The 17,094-nt window shown below is 70.9% G+C and carries 13 protein-coding genes and 2 pseudogenes; 9 read left to right on the top strand and 6 right to left on the bottom strand.

Annotated features, from left to right (window positions below; genetic code table 11):
- Positions 1–24: 24 nt before the first annotated feature.
- The 7 genes from ACWIGU_RS07550 to ACWIGU_RS07520 all read left to right on the top strand — a co-directional run bounded on the left by ACWIGU_RS07550 (position 25) and on the right by ACWIGU_RS07520 (position 9,069).
- Positions 25–945 (top strand): sugar phosphate isomerase/epimerase family protein, encoded by a 921-nt coding sequence (locus tag ACWIGU_RS07550; RefSeq protein ID WP_454398405.1) that lies wholly within the window; start codon positions 25–27, stop codon positions 943–945.
- Between the two features lie 185 nt (positions 946–1,130).
- Positions 1,131–2,612, top strand: a complete 1,482-nt coding sequence (locus ACWIGU_RS07545; RefSeq protein ID WP_454398403.1) for an ABC transporter substrate-binding protein — start codon at positions 1,131–1,133, stop codon at positions 2,610–2,612.
- A gap of 23 nt (positions 2,613–2,635) precedes the next feature.
- Positions 2,636–3,589 carry an ABC transporter permease gene (locus ACWIGU_RS07540; protein ID WP_454398401.1) on the top strand — a complete coding sequence of 318 codons (954 nt, stop codon included), beginning with the start codon at positions 2,636–2,638 and terminating at the stop codon, positions 3,587–3,589.
- Positions 3,586–4,461, top strand: a complete 876-nt coding sequence (locus ACWIGU_RS07535) for an ABC transporter permease (RefSeq protein WP_454398399.1) — start codon at positions 3,586–3,588, stop codon at positions 4,459–4,461. Before ACWIGU_RS07540 ends, ACWIGU_RS07535 begins: the two co-directional genes overlap by 4 nt.
- A complete protein-coding gene (locus ACWIGU_RS07530; RefSeq protein WP_454398397.1) occupies positions 4,458–6,563 on the top strand; it encodes an ABC transporter ATP-binding protein in 2,106 nt (701 codons plus the stop codon). The genes ACWIGU_RS07535 and ACWIGU_RS07530 overlap by 4 nt, the downstream gene beginning before the upstream one ends.
- Before the next feature lie 28 nt (positions 6,564–6,591).
- A complete protein-coding gene (locus tag ACWIGU_RS07525; protein ID WP_454398395.1) occupies positions 6,592–7,488 on the top strand; it encodes a sugar phosphate isomerase/epimerase family protein in 897 nt (298 codons plus the stop codon).
- A 51-nt stretch (positions 7,489–7,539) separates the two neighbouring features.
- Positions 7,540–9,069: a GMC oxidoreductase gene (locus ACWIGU_RS07520; RefSeq protein ID WP_454398393.1), complete on the top strand. Its 1,530-nt coding sequence runs from the start codon at positions 7,540–7,542 to the stop codon at positions 9,067–9,069.
- Positions 9,070–9,815: 746 nt separating this feature from the next.
- On the opposite strand, the gene ACWIGU_RS07515 is transcribed toward ACWIGU_RS07520, so the two are convergent.
- Complete coding sequence (locus tag ACWIGU_RS07515; RefSeq protein ID WP_454398391.1) at positions 9,816–10,922, bottom strand: Lrp/AsnC family transcriptional regulator; 1,107 nt, start codon at positions 10,920–10,922, stop codon at positions 9,816–9,818.
- A 150-nt stretch (positions 10,923–11,072) separates the two neighbouring features.
- On the opposite strand from ACWIGU_RS07515, the gene ACWIGU_RS07510 reads away from it, so the two are divergent.
- Positions 11,073–12,380 carry an amidohydrolase family protein gene (locus tag ACWIGU_RS07510; RefSeq protein WP_454398389.1) on the top strand — a complete coding sequence of 436 codons (1,308 nt, stop codon included), beginning with the start codon at positions 11,073–11,075 and terminating at the stop codon, positions 12,378–12,380.
- Positions 12,377–13,951, top strand: a complete 1,575-nt coding sequence (locus ACWIGU_RS07505; protein ID WP_454398387.1) for an AbgT family transporter — start codon at positions 12,377–12,379, stop codon at positions 13,949–13,951. The genes ACWIGU_RS07510 and ACWIGU_RS07505 overlap by 4 nt, the downstream gene beginning before the upstream one ends.
- 85 nt (positions 13,952–14,036) lie before the next feature.
- Here ACWIGU_RS07505 and ACWIGU_RS07500 read toward each other — a convergent pair whose 3' ends face one another.
- The 5 genes and pseudogenes from ACWIGU_RS07500 to ACWIGU_RS07480 all read right to left on the bottom strand — a co-directional run bounded on the left by ACWIGU_RS07500 (position 14,037) and on the right by ACWIGU_RS07480 (position 16,973).
- Positions 14,037–14,843, bottom strand: a complete 807-nt coding sequence (locus tag ACWIGU_RS07500) for an alpha/beta fold hydrolase (RefSeq protein ID WP_454398385.1) — start codon at positions 14,841–14,843, stop codon at positions 14,037–14,039.
- A gap of 168 nt (positions 14,844–15,011) precedes the next feature.
- A pseudogene (locus ACWIGU_RS07495) lies at positions 15,012–15,329 on the bottom strand (4-hydroxy-2-oxovalerate aldolase); the annotation flags it as partial.
- Positions 15,326–15,566, bottom strand: a pseudogene (locus tag ACWIGU_RS07490) (acetaldehyde dehydrogenase (acetylating)); the annotation flags it as partial. The pseudogenes ACWIGU_RS07495 and ACWIGU_RS07490, both read right to left, overlap by 4 nt.
- An 86-nt stretch (positions 15,567–15,652) precedes the next feature.
- Positions 15,653–15,973 (bottom strand): ferredoxin, encoded by a 321-nt coding sequence (gene fdxA, locus ACWIGU_RS07485; RefSeq protein ID WP_454398383.1) that lies wholly within the window; start codon positions 15,971–15,973, stop codon positions 15,653–15,655.
- Between the two features lie 7 nt (positions 15,974–15,980).
- Positions 15,981–16,973 (bottom strand): NAD(P)/FAD-dependent oxidoreductase, encoded by a 993-nt coding sequence (locus tag ACWIGU_RS07480; RefSeq protein WP_454398381.1) that lies wholly within the window; start codon positions 16,971–16,973, stop codon positions 15,981–15,983.
- Positions 16,974–17,094: the final 121 nt, after the last annotated feature.

Below are 17,094 nucleotides of genomic sequence, written 5' to 3'. Positions count from 1 at the left end.
GCACCACCGCAAGGAGCCCTCGTCATGAAACTCGGCATGCTCACCGCCTGCCTGCCAGACGCCTCCCTCGACGACATCGCCGCCTGGGCGGCGAAGACCGGTTACGAGGCCCTCGAAGTAGCTGTCTGGCCGCGCACCGGCGGCCGCGACTTCGAGGCGGCCCACCTGCCTGCCGCCGACTTCGGCACGCGGGAACGGGACGACACCCTCGCTCTCCTCGACCGCCACGGACTGTCGATATCCGCCCTCGCCTACTACGAGAACAACCTCCACCCGGACCCCGAGCGCCGCGCCGCGATCCGCACCCACCTCAAGCGAGCGATTGACGCCGCCGCGGCCCTCGGCGTCCCGTACATCGGCACGTTCGTCGGCCGGGACTGGACCCGTCCCGTCGCCGAGAACCTGGCCGAGGCCGAGCGGATACTGCCCGAACTCGTCGAGTACGCGGGCGAACGCGATGTCCGCATCGTCATCGAGAACTGTGTGATGGAGGGCTGGCACCCGGACGGCTACCCCGGCAACCTGGCCTACTCACCCGAGCTGTGGGAGTGGATGTTCGACCTCGGTCTCTACCTCAACTGGGACCCCTCGCACCTCACCTGGATCGGCATCGACCCGGTCACCACCATCGCCCCCTACGCCGACCGCATCGTGCACGCCCAGGCCAAGGACATCGAGATCCAGGCCGGCCGCATCGACCGCTACGGCTACTTCGGGAGGGCGACCGGCCGCAAGGACCCCTGGGACACCGGCTGGTGGCGGTACCGCGTACCGGGCCGCGGCCAGGTCGACTGGAACGCGGTCGTCGACGCCCTCTACGAGCACGGCTTCACCGGCACCCTGTCCGTCGAGCACGAGGACCCAGTCTGGGGCGGCACCCCGGACCGCGTCCGCCAGGGGCTGGAGATCGCCCACCGCAGCCTGCGCCCGCTCCTCATCGCCTGAGACACGAGCCATGTTGCGGGCCGGTCCGCCCGTTCGAGTCGGTCCGGTTCAGATCACGTCACGTCACGTCATCCCAGATCAGAGAGAAGCGAGGGTGCTCTATGGTGCGGTTGCGAAAGAGGTGGGGCGGTGCCGCGGCGGCGTTGTGCGCCCTCGCCCTGGTGCTTTCCGGATGCAGGTCGGCGGTGCAGCAACAGGGGGCACAGGACGTCGTTGTCCCGGACACCCCGCAGGACGGCGGGACGCTGGTGGCCGCACAGGGGCAGGACCCCGCCCCGGGCTCGTTCCTGAAGACGTCGATCGGCAACATCCTCGCCGAGTACTCGGTCCTGGAGACGCTGACCCGCATTGACCAGAAGACCGGCAAGCCGGAGGGCGTGCTGGCCAAGTCGTGGAAGGTGGCGGCGGACGGCAAGAGCATGGACGTGATGCTCCGCGACGACGTGACCTTCCACAGCGGGGCGGAACTCACCGCCGACGATGTCCTCTTCACGCTGAAGAAGGTGCGCGACCCGGCCACCGGAGCCGCCAACCAGCCCGTCGCCGCCGCGATCTCGGGCATGAAGGCCGTCGGCGACGACGAGCTGAAGCTGACCTTCTCCAGGCCGCTGCCGAACATCTACGACCTCTTCGAGACCATGCCGGTCCTCAACCCGGACACGTACGACAAGTACGCGGCCGGTGAAGTCGTAGACGGCACCGGCCCGTTCGAGTGGACGTCCTGGACGCCGGGCGCGAAGGTCGTCCTGACCAAGTACCCGAAGTACAGGGACGCCGACGACATCCACCTGGACAAGATCCAGATCAATGTGATCACCGACCCCACGGCGATGGTCTCCGCCATCCGCAGCGGCCGCATCCAGTACGGCGTAGGAATGGGTGCCCTGGACGCCTATGCCCTCAGCCGCCAGCCCGGCTTCCAGCTGATCACAGCCGGCGGCTCGGCGATCCCGCTCACCTTCGACGTCAGCGACAAGCCCTTCGACGACAAATGGGTCCGGCAGGCTTTCCAGTACGCGATAGACCGCGAACGGATCGACCGCCAGGTGGAAGGGGGACAGGCGACGGCGGCCTCGCTGCCCTGGCGCACCAACACCATCGGCTACGACGACCAGCAGGCCGCGCGCTACCGCTACGACCCCGACAAGGCCCGCAAACTGCTCGCGCAGGCAGGGGTGAAGGACCTCTCCGTCGAGATGGTCACCCTCAACACGCCCGAAGCCACCGGCATCTTCCAGATCGTCCGCAACAACCTCGAAGCGGTCGGCGTCGACCTCAAGGCCGTGCCGCTCGCCGCCGCCGAGTTCGACGGGCGGCTCGCCTCGGGCAAGATGGGCGCACCGGTCTTCCTCCAGCAGGCCAGCAACGGGCTGTCGCCCGCCGGCGCCGTCGTCGGCCGCGCCGAACTCCTCGCGGACGGAAACCCCAGCCACTACGGCGACGACCGCTACACGGAACTCTCCCGACACCTCACCGTCGCCACCGGCGAGCACGACCAGACCGCGGCCCTGCGTGCCTGGAACGACCATTTCCTTGACCAGGCGTTCGCCGTTCCGCTGATCACCCGGCCGTCGATGACGGTCGCCTCCCGGGCGGTGCAGGGCATCACCTACACCCAGATGGGATTCATGGACCTCAACCACGTCTGGCTCGCGCGGGCCCAGTAGGCGAAGGACGGAACCGATTCCCCATGTTGCGCTATCTCGCGGGCAGACTGCCCTCCCTCCTGCTGGTCCTGATATCCGGCTCGGCCGTCGCCTTCGCGCTGCCCCGGATGGCCCCCGGCGACGTCGCCGTCTCCATCGCGGGCACCGACGCCACCCAGGCGCAGATCGACGCCATCCGCCAACAGCTCGGCCTGGACCGGCCACTCGTCCTGCAGTACTGGGACTGGATGTCAGGCCTCTTCCACGGTGACCTCGGCACGTCACAGGCGCTGCAGCGCAGCGTCGCCAGCCTCATCGGTGACCGGATCGCCAGCACGCTCGAACTCGCCCTGCTCTCCCTCCTGCTGGTGATCCTGATCGGACTCACCCTCGGCATCATCGGCGGCGGACGGCGCCGCCGCTGGGTGCGCGGCGCCCTCGACACGACCAGCAGCCTGCTGATCGCCGTCCCCTCGTTCCTCTTCGCCCTCGGCCTGATCCTGTTGTTCGGCGTCTACCACCGCTGGCTCCCTGCCAGCGGTGAGGTCAGCCTCCTCGAAGACCCCTGGATCGGCCTCCAGTACCTGCTCATGCCCGCCCTCGTCCTGGCCCTCGCGCCAGGCGCCGTCGTCGGACGGATGCTGCAGACCGAGATGGCGAAGGTACGCGGCGAGGACTTCGTCGACCTGGCGAAGTCGAAGGGCGTCGCCCCGCATCGCATCACCCGCCGCCATGTGCTGCGCAACAGCGTCGGCAGCGCGGTCGTCGGGATCGGCCTGCAGGCCGGCAACCTGATCGCGGGGGCGGTGATCATCGAGGCGGTGTTCAGCCGCAACGGCATCGGACAGCTCGCCGTGTCCAGCGTGGAGACCCGCGACTTCAGCGTCCTCCAGGTGCTCATCCTCGGCGTCGTCCTGACCGCCGCGCTCTGCCAGATCCTCACCGAGATCATCCTCGCGGCCATCGACCCGCGGGTCCGACTGGGAGAAGCCGCATGACGTCCATCGCCGCAGACGGAAAGGGCCGCAGCCGTCCGGCCCGCCGCATCGACCCCACCCTCGCCCGCTATCTCTCCGCCCTGCGCACGCCCAAGGGCCTCACGGGCGGGGTGGTGCTCGCCGTCCTGGCCCTTGCCGCACTCCTCGCGCCGGTCCTCTTCCCCGGCGGCTACGACCAGCAGGGCGCCACTGCCCTCATCGGCCCTTCCGTCGCCCACCCCTTCGGCCTCGACGAATTCGGCCGGGACATCTTCGTCCGCTCCGTCTACGGCCTGCGCATCGACCTCAGTCTGATCCTCACCGCCGTCCCCGCCGCCGCGGCCCTCGGTACCCTCCTCGGGCTGACCGGTGCCCTCTCCGAACGGCTCGGAGCGGCGACCCAGCGCGTCCTCGACGTCATCATCGGCTTCCCCGGACTCATCCTCGGCGTATGCCTGGTCGCCATCCTCGGCGCGGGCTGGTTCGCCCTCTTCCTCACCATCTTCATCAGCGGTCTGCCCTCGGCGGGGCGCTACGCCCGCAGCGCCTGGCTCAGCCAGCAGGACCGTGAATACGTCCTGGCCGCACGGGTGCTGGGGGTGAAACGGCGGCAGTTGCTCACCCGACATGTGCTGCCCAACGCTCTCGATGCCTGCGTCGTCAACACCGCCGTGTGGATGGTCGTCGGCGTCTACATCGAGGCCGGCCTGTCCATCGTCGGCCTCGGCATCCAGCCGCCGACCCCCTCGCTCGGCGTGCTCCTCAACAACGGCCTGCGGTTCGTGACGCAGTCCCCGACCTACGTCGTCGGCCCAGCGCTCCTGCTGCTCCTGCTGGCGGTCGCCTTCAGCCTGCTGTCCGACGCGTTCAACGAGGCGGTGAATCGGAAGTGACTCCGACCAAGGAAACCTCCGGGACGGAGATCCCGGCGCCCGAGGCGGAGCCGCTGCTCCGTGTCGACGGGCTGCGTACCGAGTTCCGGGTGCCCGGCGGCCCGGTCACCGCAGTCAACGACGTCAGCTTCGAGGTCCGGCCCGGGCAGGTGCTCGGCATCGTCGGCGAGTCCGGCTCCGGCAAGTCCGTCACCGCCCGTTCGGTGATGCGGATGCTGCGTGCGCCCGGTGAAGTCACCGCGGGCAGCGTCAGCTACGACGGCACCGACCTGCTCGCCCTTCCCGAGCGCGAGATGCGTTCGTGGCGCGGCAGCAAGGTCGCCATGGTCTTCCAGGACCCGCAGGCCGCCCTCAACCCGACGATGCGGGTGGGCGAGCAGATCGTCGAGGCGATGACCGCGCACGGGCGCGGGCGTACGCAGGCCCGGCAGCGGGCGCGCGAACTCCTCGAGGCCGTCGGCATCCCGGACGTCGACACCAAGATCGACCACTATCCGCACCAGTTCTCCGGCGGGATGCGACAGCGCGTCGTCATCGCCATCGCGCTCGCCAACGACCCTGCCCTCCTCATCGCCGACGAACCCACCACCGCCCTCGACGTCACGATCCAGGCGCAGATCCTCGGTCTACTGGACCGGCTCCGCCGCCAACTCGGCATCGCCGTCGCGATCATCACCCACGACATGGGCGTCGTCGCCGAACTCTGCACGGACGTGGTGGTCATGTACGCGGGCCGCACGGTCGAGAAGGGCAGCGTGGCGGAGGTCTTCGCCCGGCCGCGCCACCCCTACACGGCCGCCCTGCTGCGCGCGATGCCGCGGATCGACGACGTCCCCAGCGGACGCCCGCTCGCCGCCATCCCAGGGGCCCCACCGGACCCGGCCGGGCTGCCGGCCGGCTGCGCCTTCGCGGAGCGGTGCGCGGTCGCGGAGTCGCGCTGCCACAGCGAACAGCCGGTGCTGCTGACGTCTCCCGGCGGCGGGCCGCGGCACCTGGCGGCCTGCTTCGTCGCCGAGCGCCGAGGTGAGATCACGGCACCCGAGCGAGGCGAGGCGCACGTACGCAAGGCCGAACAGGCCCCCACCAAAGACCTGTTGGAGGTCCGGGACCTTCGGGTTGACGTCGGGTCGCGGCGGCGCGGGCTCTTCGGGCGGGAACCGGCCGTGTACGCGGTCGACTCCGTCAGCCTCACCGTCGAGTCAGGGCGGACGCTCGGTCTGGTGGGGGAGAGCGGCTGCGGCAAGTCGACGCTGTCGCGCGCGCTCGTCGGGATCAACAAGATCGCGGGAGGGACGGTCGAGGTCGAGGGTCAGGACGTGACCGCCATGGAGGAGTCGGAGCGCGAACGGGTCCGCTCGCATGTGCAGTACCTCTTCCAGGACCCCTACGTCTCCCTCAACCCGCGCCGCACCATCCGCCAGTCGCTCGCCGAGGCGCTCGCGCTCAGCGGCGTGCGGGGCGCGGAACAGGAGACGCGGGCACGCGAGCTGATGCGCCAGGTCGGCTTGCGCGACGACCACTTGGACCGCTACCCGCACGCCTTCTCCGGCGGCCAGCGGCAGCGCATCGGTATCGCGCGGGCGCTCGCCCGGCAGCCGCGCGTCCTGATCCTGGACGAACCCGTCTCCGCGCTCGACGTCTCCGTCCAGGCACAGATCATCAACCTGCTCGAGGAGATCCAGGACGAACTCGGCGTCGGCTACCTCTTCATCGCCCACGACCTCTCCGTCGTCCGCCACCTCAGCGACACCGTCGCCGTGATGTACCTCGGCCGGATCGTCGAACACGGGCCCGCCGAGGCCGTGTACGCGAACCCGCAGCATCCGTACACCGCCGCACTGCTTTCGGCCTCGCCCTCACCGGTGCCGGGTGAGAGGGAGGGCGCGGGCAGCCGGGAGCGGATCGTGCTCGGCGGCGACCTGCCGAGCCCGGCCGCGCCACCGTCCGGCTGCCGCTTCCGCACCCGCTGCCCCGTCGGCCCGCTGGTCAACAAGGAGCGGACGGTGTGCAAGGAGAAGGATCCCCAGCTCACCGCCGCCGGTGGCGGGCAGCGGGCGGCCTGTCACTTCCCCGGCGAACTCGCCTCCGTCACAAGCCGATAGCACCCTGATCGAAATCGAGGTAGCGCGCATGACGTCCCGTACGACCCTGGCCCTCAACCCCATCCAGTGGTCCGCCACCGACGACGGCTGGCTCGACCCCGCCCTCGCCCCGCCCCCGGCCGAACTCCTCGCGCTGGTGAAGAAGGCCGGCTTCGACGCCGTCATGGCCGCCGTCCCTGCCGGGCACACCGTCGCCGCCTACGCGGCACTCCTTGACGACGCCGGGCTGCGGCCCGCCCCCGGCTATTTCGTCTGCCGCTCGCAGGGCGACCCCGCCGACGCCCCGGCCGTGATCGAGGCCGCCGCCGCTGCCGCTGGTGAGCACGCCGAACTCGGCCTCACCGACATCGGACTCGGCCTGCCCATGATCAAGGGCGGCCCGCGCATTCTGCGGCCCGCGCAGGGGACCGAGCCGGACGTGGGCCGGCTGGCCGCCCTCACCGACCTGCTCGGCAGGGCCGCCGAGGCGATGCGGGCCGAGGGCGTCCGCCCGGCCCTGCACCCGCACGTCGGCACCTGGATCGAGACGGAGGCGGAGACCCGCGCCGTCCTCGACGCGCTCCCCGCCGAGCAGTTGGGCTTCCTCCCGGACACCGGGCATCTGTCCTGGGCGGGCGCGAACGTCGCAGGACTCGTCGCCGAATACGGCCGGCGCATCCCGTTCCTACACGTCAAGGACGCACGGATGACAGTCGCCGAGCAGGGGCGGGCGGCCGGGCAGGACTATCAGAGGACGGTCGTCGACGGCCTGTGGACCGAACCCGGCCGCGGCGACCTCGACCTCACCGGCATCGTCGCCGCCCTGCCCGACGACTTCGCCGGCTGCCTCATGGTCGAGGTCGACCGGCCCGCCCTCACCGACCCGTACGAGAGCGCGGTCGCGTCGGCGCGGTGGATGCGGTCCGCCTTCGCGCTGGACGGCTGAGACACCGCTTTGCGCACTGCGATACATCACACCCATCCAGAGGAGCCCCACGTGCCCGCCGACAGCCGCCCCGACCTGCTCATCGTCGGCAGCGGGATCATGGGGGCGGGCGTCGCCCGCCTCGTCCGCGACGCCCTGCCCACCGCCCGCGTCCTGATGCTCGACTCGGGCCCGGTACTCGGCCCGGTCCCCGGCCAGCACCTGCACGACATGCCGGACGGTGAGCTGCGTCTGCGCCACCAGGAGCGGATCGCCTCCGGCGTACAGGGCATGTACGTCGGCGCCGAGAACGTCGCCGGCGACGCGGGCGTCGGCGTGGCCGACCGCGAGCCCGGCATGTACCGGCTCGCCGGCGTCGGCGAGGACGCCGACGCCCTGCCCGCCGCCGCCCTCGCCTGGAACACCGGCGGCATGAGCGTCCACTGGACCGCCGCGACCCCCGCCGCCTGGGGCAGCGAGATCCCGGACTTCATCGACCCGGAGGCCTGGCAGCGTGACATCGCGGAGGCGTCCCGCTTGCTTCACGTCAACACCGACCCCACGGGCCCGTCCCCGCTGCGCACCGCGCTGATGGGCGCCCTCAACGAAGTGTTCGGGCCGCACGTGGAGCCCGGCCGCCAGGTACAGGCGCTGCCTATGGCCGTCAACGAGGACGGCGAGGGCACCCTGGTGCGCACCGGCCCCAACCGGGTCTTCCCGGCCATCGCCGGCGGCGACGACCTGCACTTCGAGTTGCGCACCGGCGCCCAGGTCATGCGCCTCCTGCACAAGGGGGGGACGGTAGGGGGCGCCGTCGTCCGAGAGGTCGCCACCGGCCGCGAGTACACCGTCACCGCCGCCGCGACCGTCGTGTGCGCCGATGTCTTCCGTACCCCGCAGTTGCTCTTCGCCTCTGGCATCCGCCCGCGGGCCCTCGGCCGCCACCTCAACGAGCACATCTTCCAGACCGGCCGTGTCCACGTGGACCCGGACGCAGTGGGCCTGGACGGCGCGAAGCTCGTCGGTGCGACGCTCACGGACGGGAGCGAGTGGCGGCACGCCTCGTACTGGCTCCCGCACAGCGGCAAGGCCCAGCCGTTCAACGGCCAGTTCAGCGGAACGGCGCGGGTCGACGGCGACGGCCGGATCGCCGAGTTCTCCGCGGGGATCGCGCTCTACGTCCCCACCGAGATCCAGGAGACGAACCGGGTCGAGTTCTCCGACACTGAGCTCGACGCCCTCGGCATGCCCAAGATGCGTGTCGTCTTCGACTACACCGACGAGGATCGCCGCCTCCTTGACGAGGCCCGCGCCGCCCAACTCCGCGCGGGCCGCCGCCTCGGCCGATTCGACCCCGCGACCGACAGCGAGACCCTCCCGCCCGGCACCTCGCTCCACATGACCGGCACCGTCCGCATGGGCCCCGAAGACGACGGCACCAGTGTCTGCGACCCTCAGACCCGCGTCTGGGACTTCGACAACCTGTACCTGGCCGGCTGCGGCGTCGTCCCGACCGCCCTGGTCTGCAACTCCACCCTCACCGGCGCGGTGACTGCGGTGCGCGCGGCCCGGTCGGTGGTCGGCAGGCTGAGCGCGGGCTGAGGATGCGGCGACGGCGCCCCACCGGAAGTCCGGTGGGGCGCCGTCGCAGGGCGGAACTCTGTCTCGGCCTGTGCGTGCCGAAAACTCTGTCACCTTGTGCGACCTGTGTGTATTCGTGGATGAGGCCGCAGAGGCGGTCGCGCCGGCTGACACGCGATTGGTCATCGGCGGCGGGCGGTTCGGGCGTGCCCACACCGTCGGGGCTTCGTTGTCCGAGTGGTCGGTGAGGGCCGGTGGCCTCGCGTCGGCAGGATCCGACCCGGCGCTCGGCGATCGCGTTCATGCGGGGGTCGCCGGGCAGGATGCGCACCACCCGGGTGCCGTACTCGATGAAGAACAGGACCAACAGCCGCCTGAGGAACACGGTGTCCACGTGGAGGACGCCGACGGCGAGAATCCCTTGGGCCTGGGCCTTGAGGAACCGGGACCAGTCTCTCAACGGTGGATCAGGCGGAACATCACGATCCCCCAGCGTGCGGCGCCGGACTCGCGCGCACTCTCGACGTGATCACATCGTGCCCCTGAAGCTGCACCTCAGCGAAGGTGACAGGGTTGTCGGCACCCACAGGCTACGAGGACCAGTTCTCCCTGCTCTTCGCATGCCCGCGAGCGAGATTTGCCGTCCTCGACCTGGCCGGCCACAACCTGCAGATCGAACGACCGCGCTCTTCACCGCGTTGGTGGTCGAGTGGCTGGACCGGGTGGAAGCCGAGCGGACGGGGTGAGCCCGGTGGCGGGGATGTCTGTCAGTCCTCGAGATGTCGCAGCGGTACGACCCCCACGCTGCGGCCGCCGCGGTCGAGGAGCCGGCCCATGTGCTTGACCGTGCGCAGCACCACGGAGCGGTCCGCGACGATCAGGCGGGGCAGTTTGCGGGAGAGGTGGGCCTCGAAGGTGTGGACGTCGTGCAGGGTGCGCAACCACACGTCGACGACCAGGTTGTGCGGGCCCGCCGTGATCGCGCAGGAGCGCACCTCGGGGACCTGGGACAGTACCCGGCTGGTCTCCTCCAGGTACTGACCCGGCACGGACGCGAAGTACACGGCCGACAGCGGCCAGCCGGACAGCGGCCGCGCCAGGTCGCAGCGGAGCAGCAGTCGTGAGGCCAGCAGGGACGCCACCCGGCGCCGCACCGTCGTGAGGGGGGCTTCGCTCGCCGCCGACAGGTCGCGCAGCGACATCCGGCCGTCCACGCTGAGCAGTTCGAGCAGACGCGCGTCGAGGGAGTCCCAGCGGGGTGGGACCGTGGAGCCGGTGGGGGCGGGCGGCCTCGCCTCCTGCTCCAGGCGCCCGGTCTGTACGGCGTCCAGGCTGCGCAGCCGCCATCGGCTGCCCTCCGTGGGCAGCCCCGTCGACACGTGTGTACGTGTTGCCCGCACGCCCGGGATCGGCCGGAACAAAGAGCCGGACAGGCGTGACAGTTCGTCCAGGGTTCGGGTCTGCACGGAGGCCACCACGTCGCGGCCGCCCGACGTGAGCTTGACGTTAGGCACCGCCGGATCGTCGGCGAGGGCCTGTGCCACGTCCTCGGCGGCGCCCGGTTCGGTGTCGACCTCGATGACGCCCGTGACCACGATCCGGGCGTCGGTGAGGCGCGGGTACGCGGTGACCCAGGCGAGCCCGGCCTTCTCCAGACGGCGCCAACGCCGCGCCGCCGTCACCGGATCGACCCCGAGCACCTCGCCGACCAGTGCCCACGACGCCCGCGGCTGGACCTGCAGGGCGTGCACGACGCCGCGGTCGAGTTCGTCCACTTCGTCAAGTTCGGCCTGCTCGCCGGGTGCGCCTTGCCCGCCGAGCGTGCGGGACCCGTCGCGGTCCTGCATCGGCCCGGCGTATTCCTGCACCGCCATGCGTGGCACTTTCCTGCGTGCCCCGTGCGAATCCGGTACGGAATCTGCGCTGTCGCGCCGTGATGACGTGTGCATCCCACACTCCCCTCCAACGGGCCCCACCCACTGACTTCCAAGGCCCTCCATAGCACACAGGAGTGACAGCACGCCATGACCCTCGCTACCACGCCGCAGGCCCCCCGGACCCCCCTGCGGATCCACAACGCCCGGCTCATCGACGGCACCGGTACGCCTCCGGTGGATGACGCCGTCGTCATTGTCGACGCCGCAGGGATCATTGCCTATGCAGGCCCCGCGGCGGAAGCGCCCCCGAGCTCCGGGCCTGCCGCGGGCGACCGGGTCCGCACCGTCGACGCCGGCGGCCGCACCCTGCTGCCCGGCTTCTTCGACTGCCACGTCCACATGTCGTACGCCCACGGCGCCCACCCCGGACGCCGCGCCGAGCTCGACCCGGTCCTGGTCACCCTGGACACCGCCACCCGACTGCGGCATACCCTCGACGCGGGCATCACCACGGCCCGTGATCTGGCGGGCCTGTCGGCCGGATACCGTACGGCCGTGGAGACCGGCCGGATCGTCGGCCCGCGGCTGCAGACCGCGGTACGCGTCATCAGCCACACCGGCGGCCACGGCGACGTACGCCTGCCCGACGGCACCGACCTGAGCGACGGCATGTCGGAACTCGCCGACACCACCGACGAGGCCCGGCTCGCCGTGCGCCGTGTGATCCGCGAGGGCGCCGACCTGGTGAAGGTGTGCGCGACCGGCGGCATGGGCAGCCCGTACGACGACCCGGACGACGAGGGCCTCTACGAGGAGGAGATCCGCGCGGTCGTCGACGAGGCCCGGCGGCACGGCGGCCGGCCGGTCGCCGCGCACGCGCAGGGCAACGCGGGCATCCTCAACGCGATCCGCGGTGGCGTCGCCAGCATCGAGCACGGCTACGGGATCGACGACAAGGCCATCGACCTGGCGGGCGAGCGCGACGTCTTCGTCGTACCGACGCTGTCGACGGTGTACGCGGGCATCGACAAGGACACGATGCCGGACTACCACTACCAGAAGAAGACCCGCTGGTCCGGCCTGACCAAGGAGAACATCGCCCACGCCATCGAGCGCGGCTCGCGGATCGCCCTCGGCACGGACGCCGCCGTCGGCCCGCACGGCGTGAACCTGATGGAGCTGTCGTACCTGGTCGACCTGGGCATGGACCCGATGGCCGCGATCGTCGCGGGCACCCGCACGTCGGCCGAACTGCTCGGTGTCGACGACCGGTTGGGCAGCGTGACGGCGGGGCACGTCGCCGACCTCGTCCTGGGCGACGGCGACCCGCTCGCCGACATCGGCGTCCTCGGCGACCCCGGAAACATCGTCTGTGTCGTCCAGGACGGCATCGTCCGCAAGGACCTCCTGGGACTCGTCGACGGCGCGGCGCGCGCGGACGGGGGGCGGCCATGACGTCGTCCGTAAAGGAACTTTCCGCCTCCGGGCAGGGCACGGGCGGGGAGGAGAAGCCGCGCGGTGTCGACCGGATCCTTTCCTGGGTCGAGCGGGCCGGCAACGCCCTGCCCAACCCGGTCGTCCTGTTCGCGGCACTGTTCGCGGTGGTCGCCGTGGTCTCCACCGCCCTGGCCCTCGCCGATGTGTCCGTCACGGTGCCGGGCACGGACGACACGCAGCAGATCACCGGCCTGCTCACCGGCGAGGGAGTGCGCTGGCTGGTGGAGAACCTGGTCACCAACTTCGCCGCGTTCCCGCCGATCGCCGCCGTCCTGCTCATGATCATGGCGGTGGGCGTCGCGGAGAAGGCCGGCCTCCTTGAGACCGCGATGCGGGCCACCCTGGCCCGCGCGCCGCGCGCCTTCCTGCCGTACCTGGTGGCGCTGGTCGCCTGTCAGGCGCACATGATGAGCGATGTGGCGGCCATCGTGCTGCCGCCGCTGGCCGCCGTCGTCTTCAAGAGCGCGGGCCGGCATCCGGCGGCGGGCCTGATCGGCGGCTTCGCCTGCGTCACCGCGGGCTACGCGGCCGGGTTCACGATCGGTTCTCTCGACGCCCTCTACACGGGCATCACCCAGCAGGCCGTCGAAGTCCTGCCCGCCTCGCACCACGTCGACGTCAACATCCTCGCGAACTACTTCTTCACCGCCACCAGCAGCCTGGTCCTCGGCCTGCTCGGCGGGTTCCTGATCAGCCGGGTGCTCGAACCACGCCTGCCCGTCTACGAGTCCGGCGACGATGGGCCGGCGGACGAGGACGCCCGTCTGACCCCGGCCCAGCGCCGTGGTCTGCTGCTCAGCACCCTGGCCGTCGTCGCGTACGCGACTGTGGTGCTGTCCCTGTGGCTGCCCGACGGCGCGCCGCTGCGCGGTGACGGCGGGGCCCTGGTGCCGTCCCCGCTGCTCACCGGCATCGTCCCGGTGCTCTTCGGCGCGTTCCTGCTCGCGGGAGTGGTCCACGGATTCACGGTGAAGACGCTGAGCGGCTCCGACGGTGTCGTCACCGCGATGACCGACTCGGTGAAGAACATGGCGGGTTACGTCGTCATGATGTTCGTCGCCGCGCAGGTGATCGCCGTGTTCAACTGGTCGAACCTGGGCGTGCTGCTCGCCGTGAAGGCCGCGGGGCTCCTGGAGTCCATCGGGCTGACCGGGTTCGGCGCCCTGGTCGCCTTCGTCCTCCTGGTCTCGTGCCTCAACCTGGTCGTTCTCTCCGGCTCCGCGCTGTGGTCGTTGATCGGACCGGTCTTCGTCCCGGCGTTCATGCTTCTCGGCATGAACCCCGCACTCAGCCAGGCGGCGTTCCGCATCGGGGACTCGGCGACCGCGGTCATCACACCGATGAACCCGTACGTGTTCCTGCTCCTGGCGCTCTTGCAGCGTTACGAACCGGAGGCACGCCTGGGCACGCTCATCTCGCGCCTCGCGATTTTCGTCGTGCCGTTCCTGGCGGTGTGGCTCGCCATCCTCGCTGTGTTCTACGGCTTCGACCTGCCGCTGGGCCCCGGGGCGGGCATCGGCCTCAAATGACCGCAGGGTCATAACGCCGAAGGGTCGGCACAACGACGGTGCCCCACCGGAGAGCTTGAGTTCCGGTGGGGCACCGTCGTTGCGTTCAGCCCCGGTCCACCCACTCGAGGACCGTCCGGGCGAACTCCGCCGGCACCTGCTCCGGTGCGGCCACGTGCCCGTCGGACAGCACACGTGTCTCACAGTCCAGCGCGGCGGCGAACTTCGCGAGGGAGGGGAGCGAGTAGTGGTCGTCCGGTGCGCAGACGGCGAGGGTGCGCGCGGTGAGGTGGGGCAGGCGCCGCTCCATGTCGTAGGCGCGTACGGCCGCGTGTCCCTCCTCGACGCGTTCGAGGACGGTCAGCGCGTCGATGACATAGCGGGTGAGGGACGCCTCCTGGCCCGGACGGTAGAGGCCGCTGCGCTTGTTCCACAGTTCCTGCAGGTGCGAGCCGTCGGGTTTCGGGCCGACGTGGTCGATCCGTGCGTGCGTGCCCGCCGCGCCCCGCTTCTCGTCGTCGACGAACGGAGTGGCGGAGAGCAGCAGGCCCGCCACCCGGTCCTGGAGGCGCGCGGCCACCTCGACCGCGATCACCCCGCCCGTGTGGTGTCCGACCAAGTGGAAGCGTTTCAGGCCGAGTTGGTCCACGAGCGAGGATACGGCGTCCGCGAACCGCTCGACGGTATGCGGACCCCCAGGCTTGGCGGAGGCGCCGAACCCGAGGGTGTCCATGGCGATCGCCCGGTGCCGGACGCCCACCAGTGGCAGGACGTCGAGGTACTCGGTCCAGGAGCGAGGTGTCTGGTGGAGCAGCAATACGGGCACGCCCGTACCTGCCTCCACGTAGTGCAACTGTCCGAAGCGGCTGGGCACATAGCCCTTACGTAGGGTGTTCGCGTGAGTGTGCGTCATGCGCGGGTCGCCTTCGTCACAGGACCGGCAGCACCGAGGTGCCGACGGCTTCGATCAGTTCGGTGGGCAGGTCGTACGAGCCGACGTGCTGCAGGAACACGCCGCTCACGCCGTCGGCGCGCAGGGCGCGCAGTCGTCCGGCGATGTACTCGGCGGTGCCGAACAGAACCGGATGCCGAGGGTGTGGGCCTGTTTCAGGTCGCGCACGGTGCCGATGCCGGGAAGGAGGAGGGTGGTGTGGACCGCCCGCCGGACCGAGCGGCAGACGGCCTCGATCCACTCCCAGTCGGTATGGGCGCCGACGCCGTACGTGACGCTGGAGCCGGCCAAGCCGTCGCCGTGGGAGATCTCGACGGCCGCGACGCCGGCCGCGTCGAGGGCCGCGGCGATGGTGCTCGCCTGGTCGGTGGTGTAGCGGTGGCGGATGGCGCGTATGCCGTCGCGCAGGGTGACGTCCTGGACGTACAGGCTGGTCAGGCTGGTCATCGGGCAGCCACCTCCGTGGCGCGGTGGGCGGCCATGCGCTCGGCGGTGCGCAGCGCGGCCGAGGACATGATGTCGAGGTTCCCGGCGTAGGCCGGCAAGTAGTGCGCGGCGCCCTCGACTTCGAGGAAGACGGAGACCTTCAGCGCTTCTCCGGTGCCGGTCGGGGTGAGGCCGTGCAGGGCATCGCCGGGGGCGGACCCGGTCGAACTGCACCTTCTGCTTGAGGCGGTAGCCGGCGAGCAGGGAACGCACCGGCGGACACGGTGTGCCCGTGCGCTCGGCCGTCAGCAGCACATCGGCCGCCTTCGTCACGTCGGCGGCGCTCACGGGGCGCTCACCAGCGGGGTGTCGGCGCCCACCGGACCGAGCGCTGCCGAGCCGCCCGGCGAGCCGAGCGGGACGTCGCGTCCCGGCAGGACCTCCATGAAGAACCGGCGGTTGTCCTCGCGGAACTGGGGGTCCGCCTTGCGGTCGACGGTGATCGCCTGCTCGGGGCAGGCGACCTCGCAGGCGCCGCAGTCGATGCACTCCGCCGGGTTGATGTAGAGCTTGCGCTCACCCTCGTAGATGCAGTCGACCGGGCACTCCTCCATGCAGGACCGGTCCATGATGTCGACGCAGGACGCGCCGATGACGTACGCCATGGTGTGTTCAGTGCTCCTTCTCCGTGGAGTGCCCGGGGAACAGGGCCGCCTCCGGGTCGATGACGGTGGCCGCGTTGTTGACCGCGGTCGCGGCCTCGCCGAAGCCGACCGAGATCAGGCGGACCTTGCCGGGGTAGTCGGTGATGTCGCCCGCGGCGAACACGCGGGGCAGGTTGGTGGCCATCCGGGTGTCCACGGTGATCTTGCGGGCCGCGAGCGCCAGCCCCCAGTGCTGCAGCGGTCCGAGATCGGCGAGGAAGCCGAGCGCCGCGACCACCGTGCGGGCCGGGATCAGGTGGATCTCCTTCGTCGTACGGTGCCGGATCTCCGCCTGCTCCAGGCAAGCCCCGCCGGTCAGCCGGCTCACCTCGCAGTCGGTGACGATCTCCACGCCGAGCGAGCGGACCTTCTCGACGCTCGCGGCATGCGCGCGGAAGCGGGCGGTGCGGTGCACCAGCGTCACGGAGCGGGCCAGCGGGGAGAGGGTGGCGGCCCAGTCGAAGGCGCTGTCCCCGCCGCCGACGACCACCACGTCCTTGTCCGCGTGGGCGGACGGGTCAGGCACGAAGTACTCCAGGCCGCGGCCGAGGAACTCCTCGCCGGCCGGCAGCGCGCGCGGGGTGAACGTGCCGACGCCGCCCGTGATGAGCACGGCCCCCGCCCGCACCGTCGCCCCCTGGTCGCTGCGGACGACCGGCCGTCCGTCGTCGGGGTCGTGCGTCAGCTCCACGGCGCGGTGGCCGAGCAGATAGCGGGGGGAGTAGGGCTCGGCCTGGGCGACCAGGCCGTCCACCAGGTCCCGGCCGCGCACGGAGAGGAACCCGGCGATGTCGAAGATGGGCTTCTCCGGGTACATCGCGCTGATCTGCCCGCCGAGCTGCGGCAGCACGTCCATGACGGTGACGTTCAGACCGCGGAAGCCGGCGTAGTAGGCGCCGTAGAGGCCGGCCGGACCGGCGCCGATGATCAGGACGTCGGTGTCGTGGGTGAGTTGGCTCATGATCGGTGAGCGTAGGAACAACGGTCCGGTCCCTCCTACGGAGTCGTTCCGGTGAGCAAGACACCCGGCAAACGAAGTGAGGGGCCCGCCAACAGGCGGACCCCTCATATGTCTTGAGCCG

The sequence above is a fragment of the Streptomyces sp. NPDC055400 genome (assembly GCF_053644375.1).
This window is presented reverse-complemented; position numbering and strand designations above follow the sequence as displayed.

What these genes read in the sequence shown, in the direction of transcription:
- ACWIGU_RS07505 (WP_454398387.1), top strand. Translation starts at nt 12,377, where the DNA reads ATGACGTCGTCCGTAAAGGAACTTTCCGCCTCCGGGCAGGGCACGGGC.
- ACWIGU_RS07535 (WP_454398399.1), top strand. Translation starts at nt 3,586, where the DNA reads ATGACGTCCATCGCCGCAGACGGAAAGGGCCGCAGCCGTCCGGCCCGC.
- ACWIGU_RS07525 (WP_454398395.1), top strand. Translation starts at nt 6,592, where the DNA reads ATGACGTCCCGTACGACCCTGGCCCTCAACCCCATCCAGTGGTCCGCC.
- ACWIGU_RS07515 (WP_454398391.1), bottom strand. Translation starts at nt 10,922, where the DNA reads ATGGCGGTGCAGGAATACGCCGGGCCGATGCAGGACCGCGACGGGTCC.
- ACWIGU_RS07510 (WP_454398389.1), top strand. Translation starts at nt 11,073, where the DNA reads ATGACCCTCGCTACCACGCCGCAGGCCCCCCGGACCCCCCTGCGGATC.
- fdxA (WP_454398383.1), bottom strand. Translation starts at nt 15,973, where the DNA reads ATGGCGTACGTCATCGGCGCGTCCTGCGTCGACATCATGGACCGGTCC.
- ACWIGU_RS07480 (WP_454398381.1), bottom strand. Translation starts at nt 16,973, where the DNA reads ATGAGCCAACTCACCCACGACACCGACGTCCTGATCATCGGCGCCGGT.
- ACWIGU_RS07540 (WP_454398401.1), top strand. Translation starts at nt 2,636, where the DNA reads ATGTTGCGCTATCTCGCGGGCAGACTGCCCTCCCTCCTGCTGGTCCTG.
- ACWIGU_RS07500 (WP_454398385.1), bottom strand. Translation starts at nt 14,843, where the DNA reads ATGACGCACACTCACGCGAACACCCTACGTAAGGGCTATGTGCCCAGC.
- ACWIGU_RS07550 (WP_454398405.1), top strand. Translation starts at nt 25, where the DNA reads ATGAAACTCGGCATGCTCACCGCCTGCCTGCCAGACGCCTCCCTCGAC.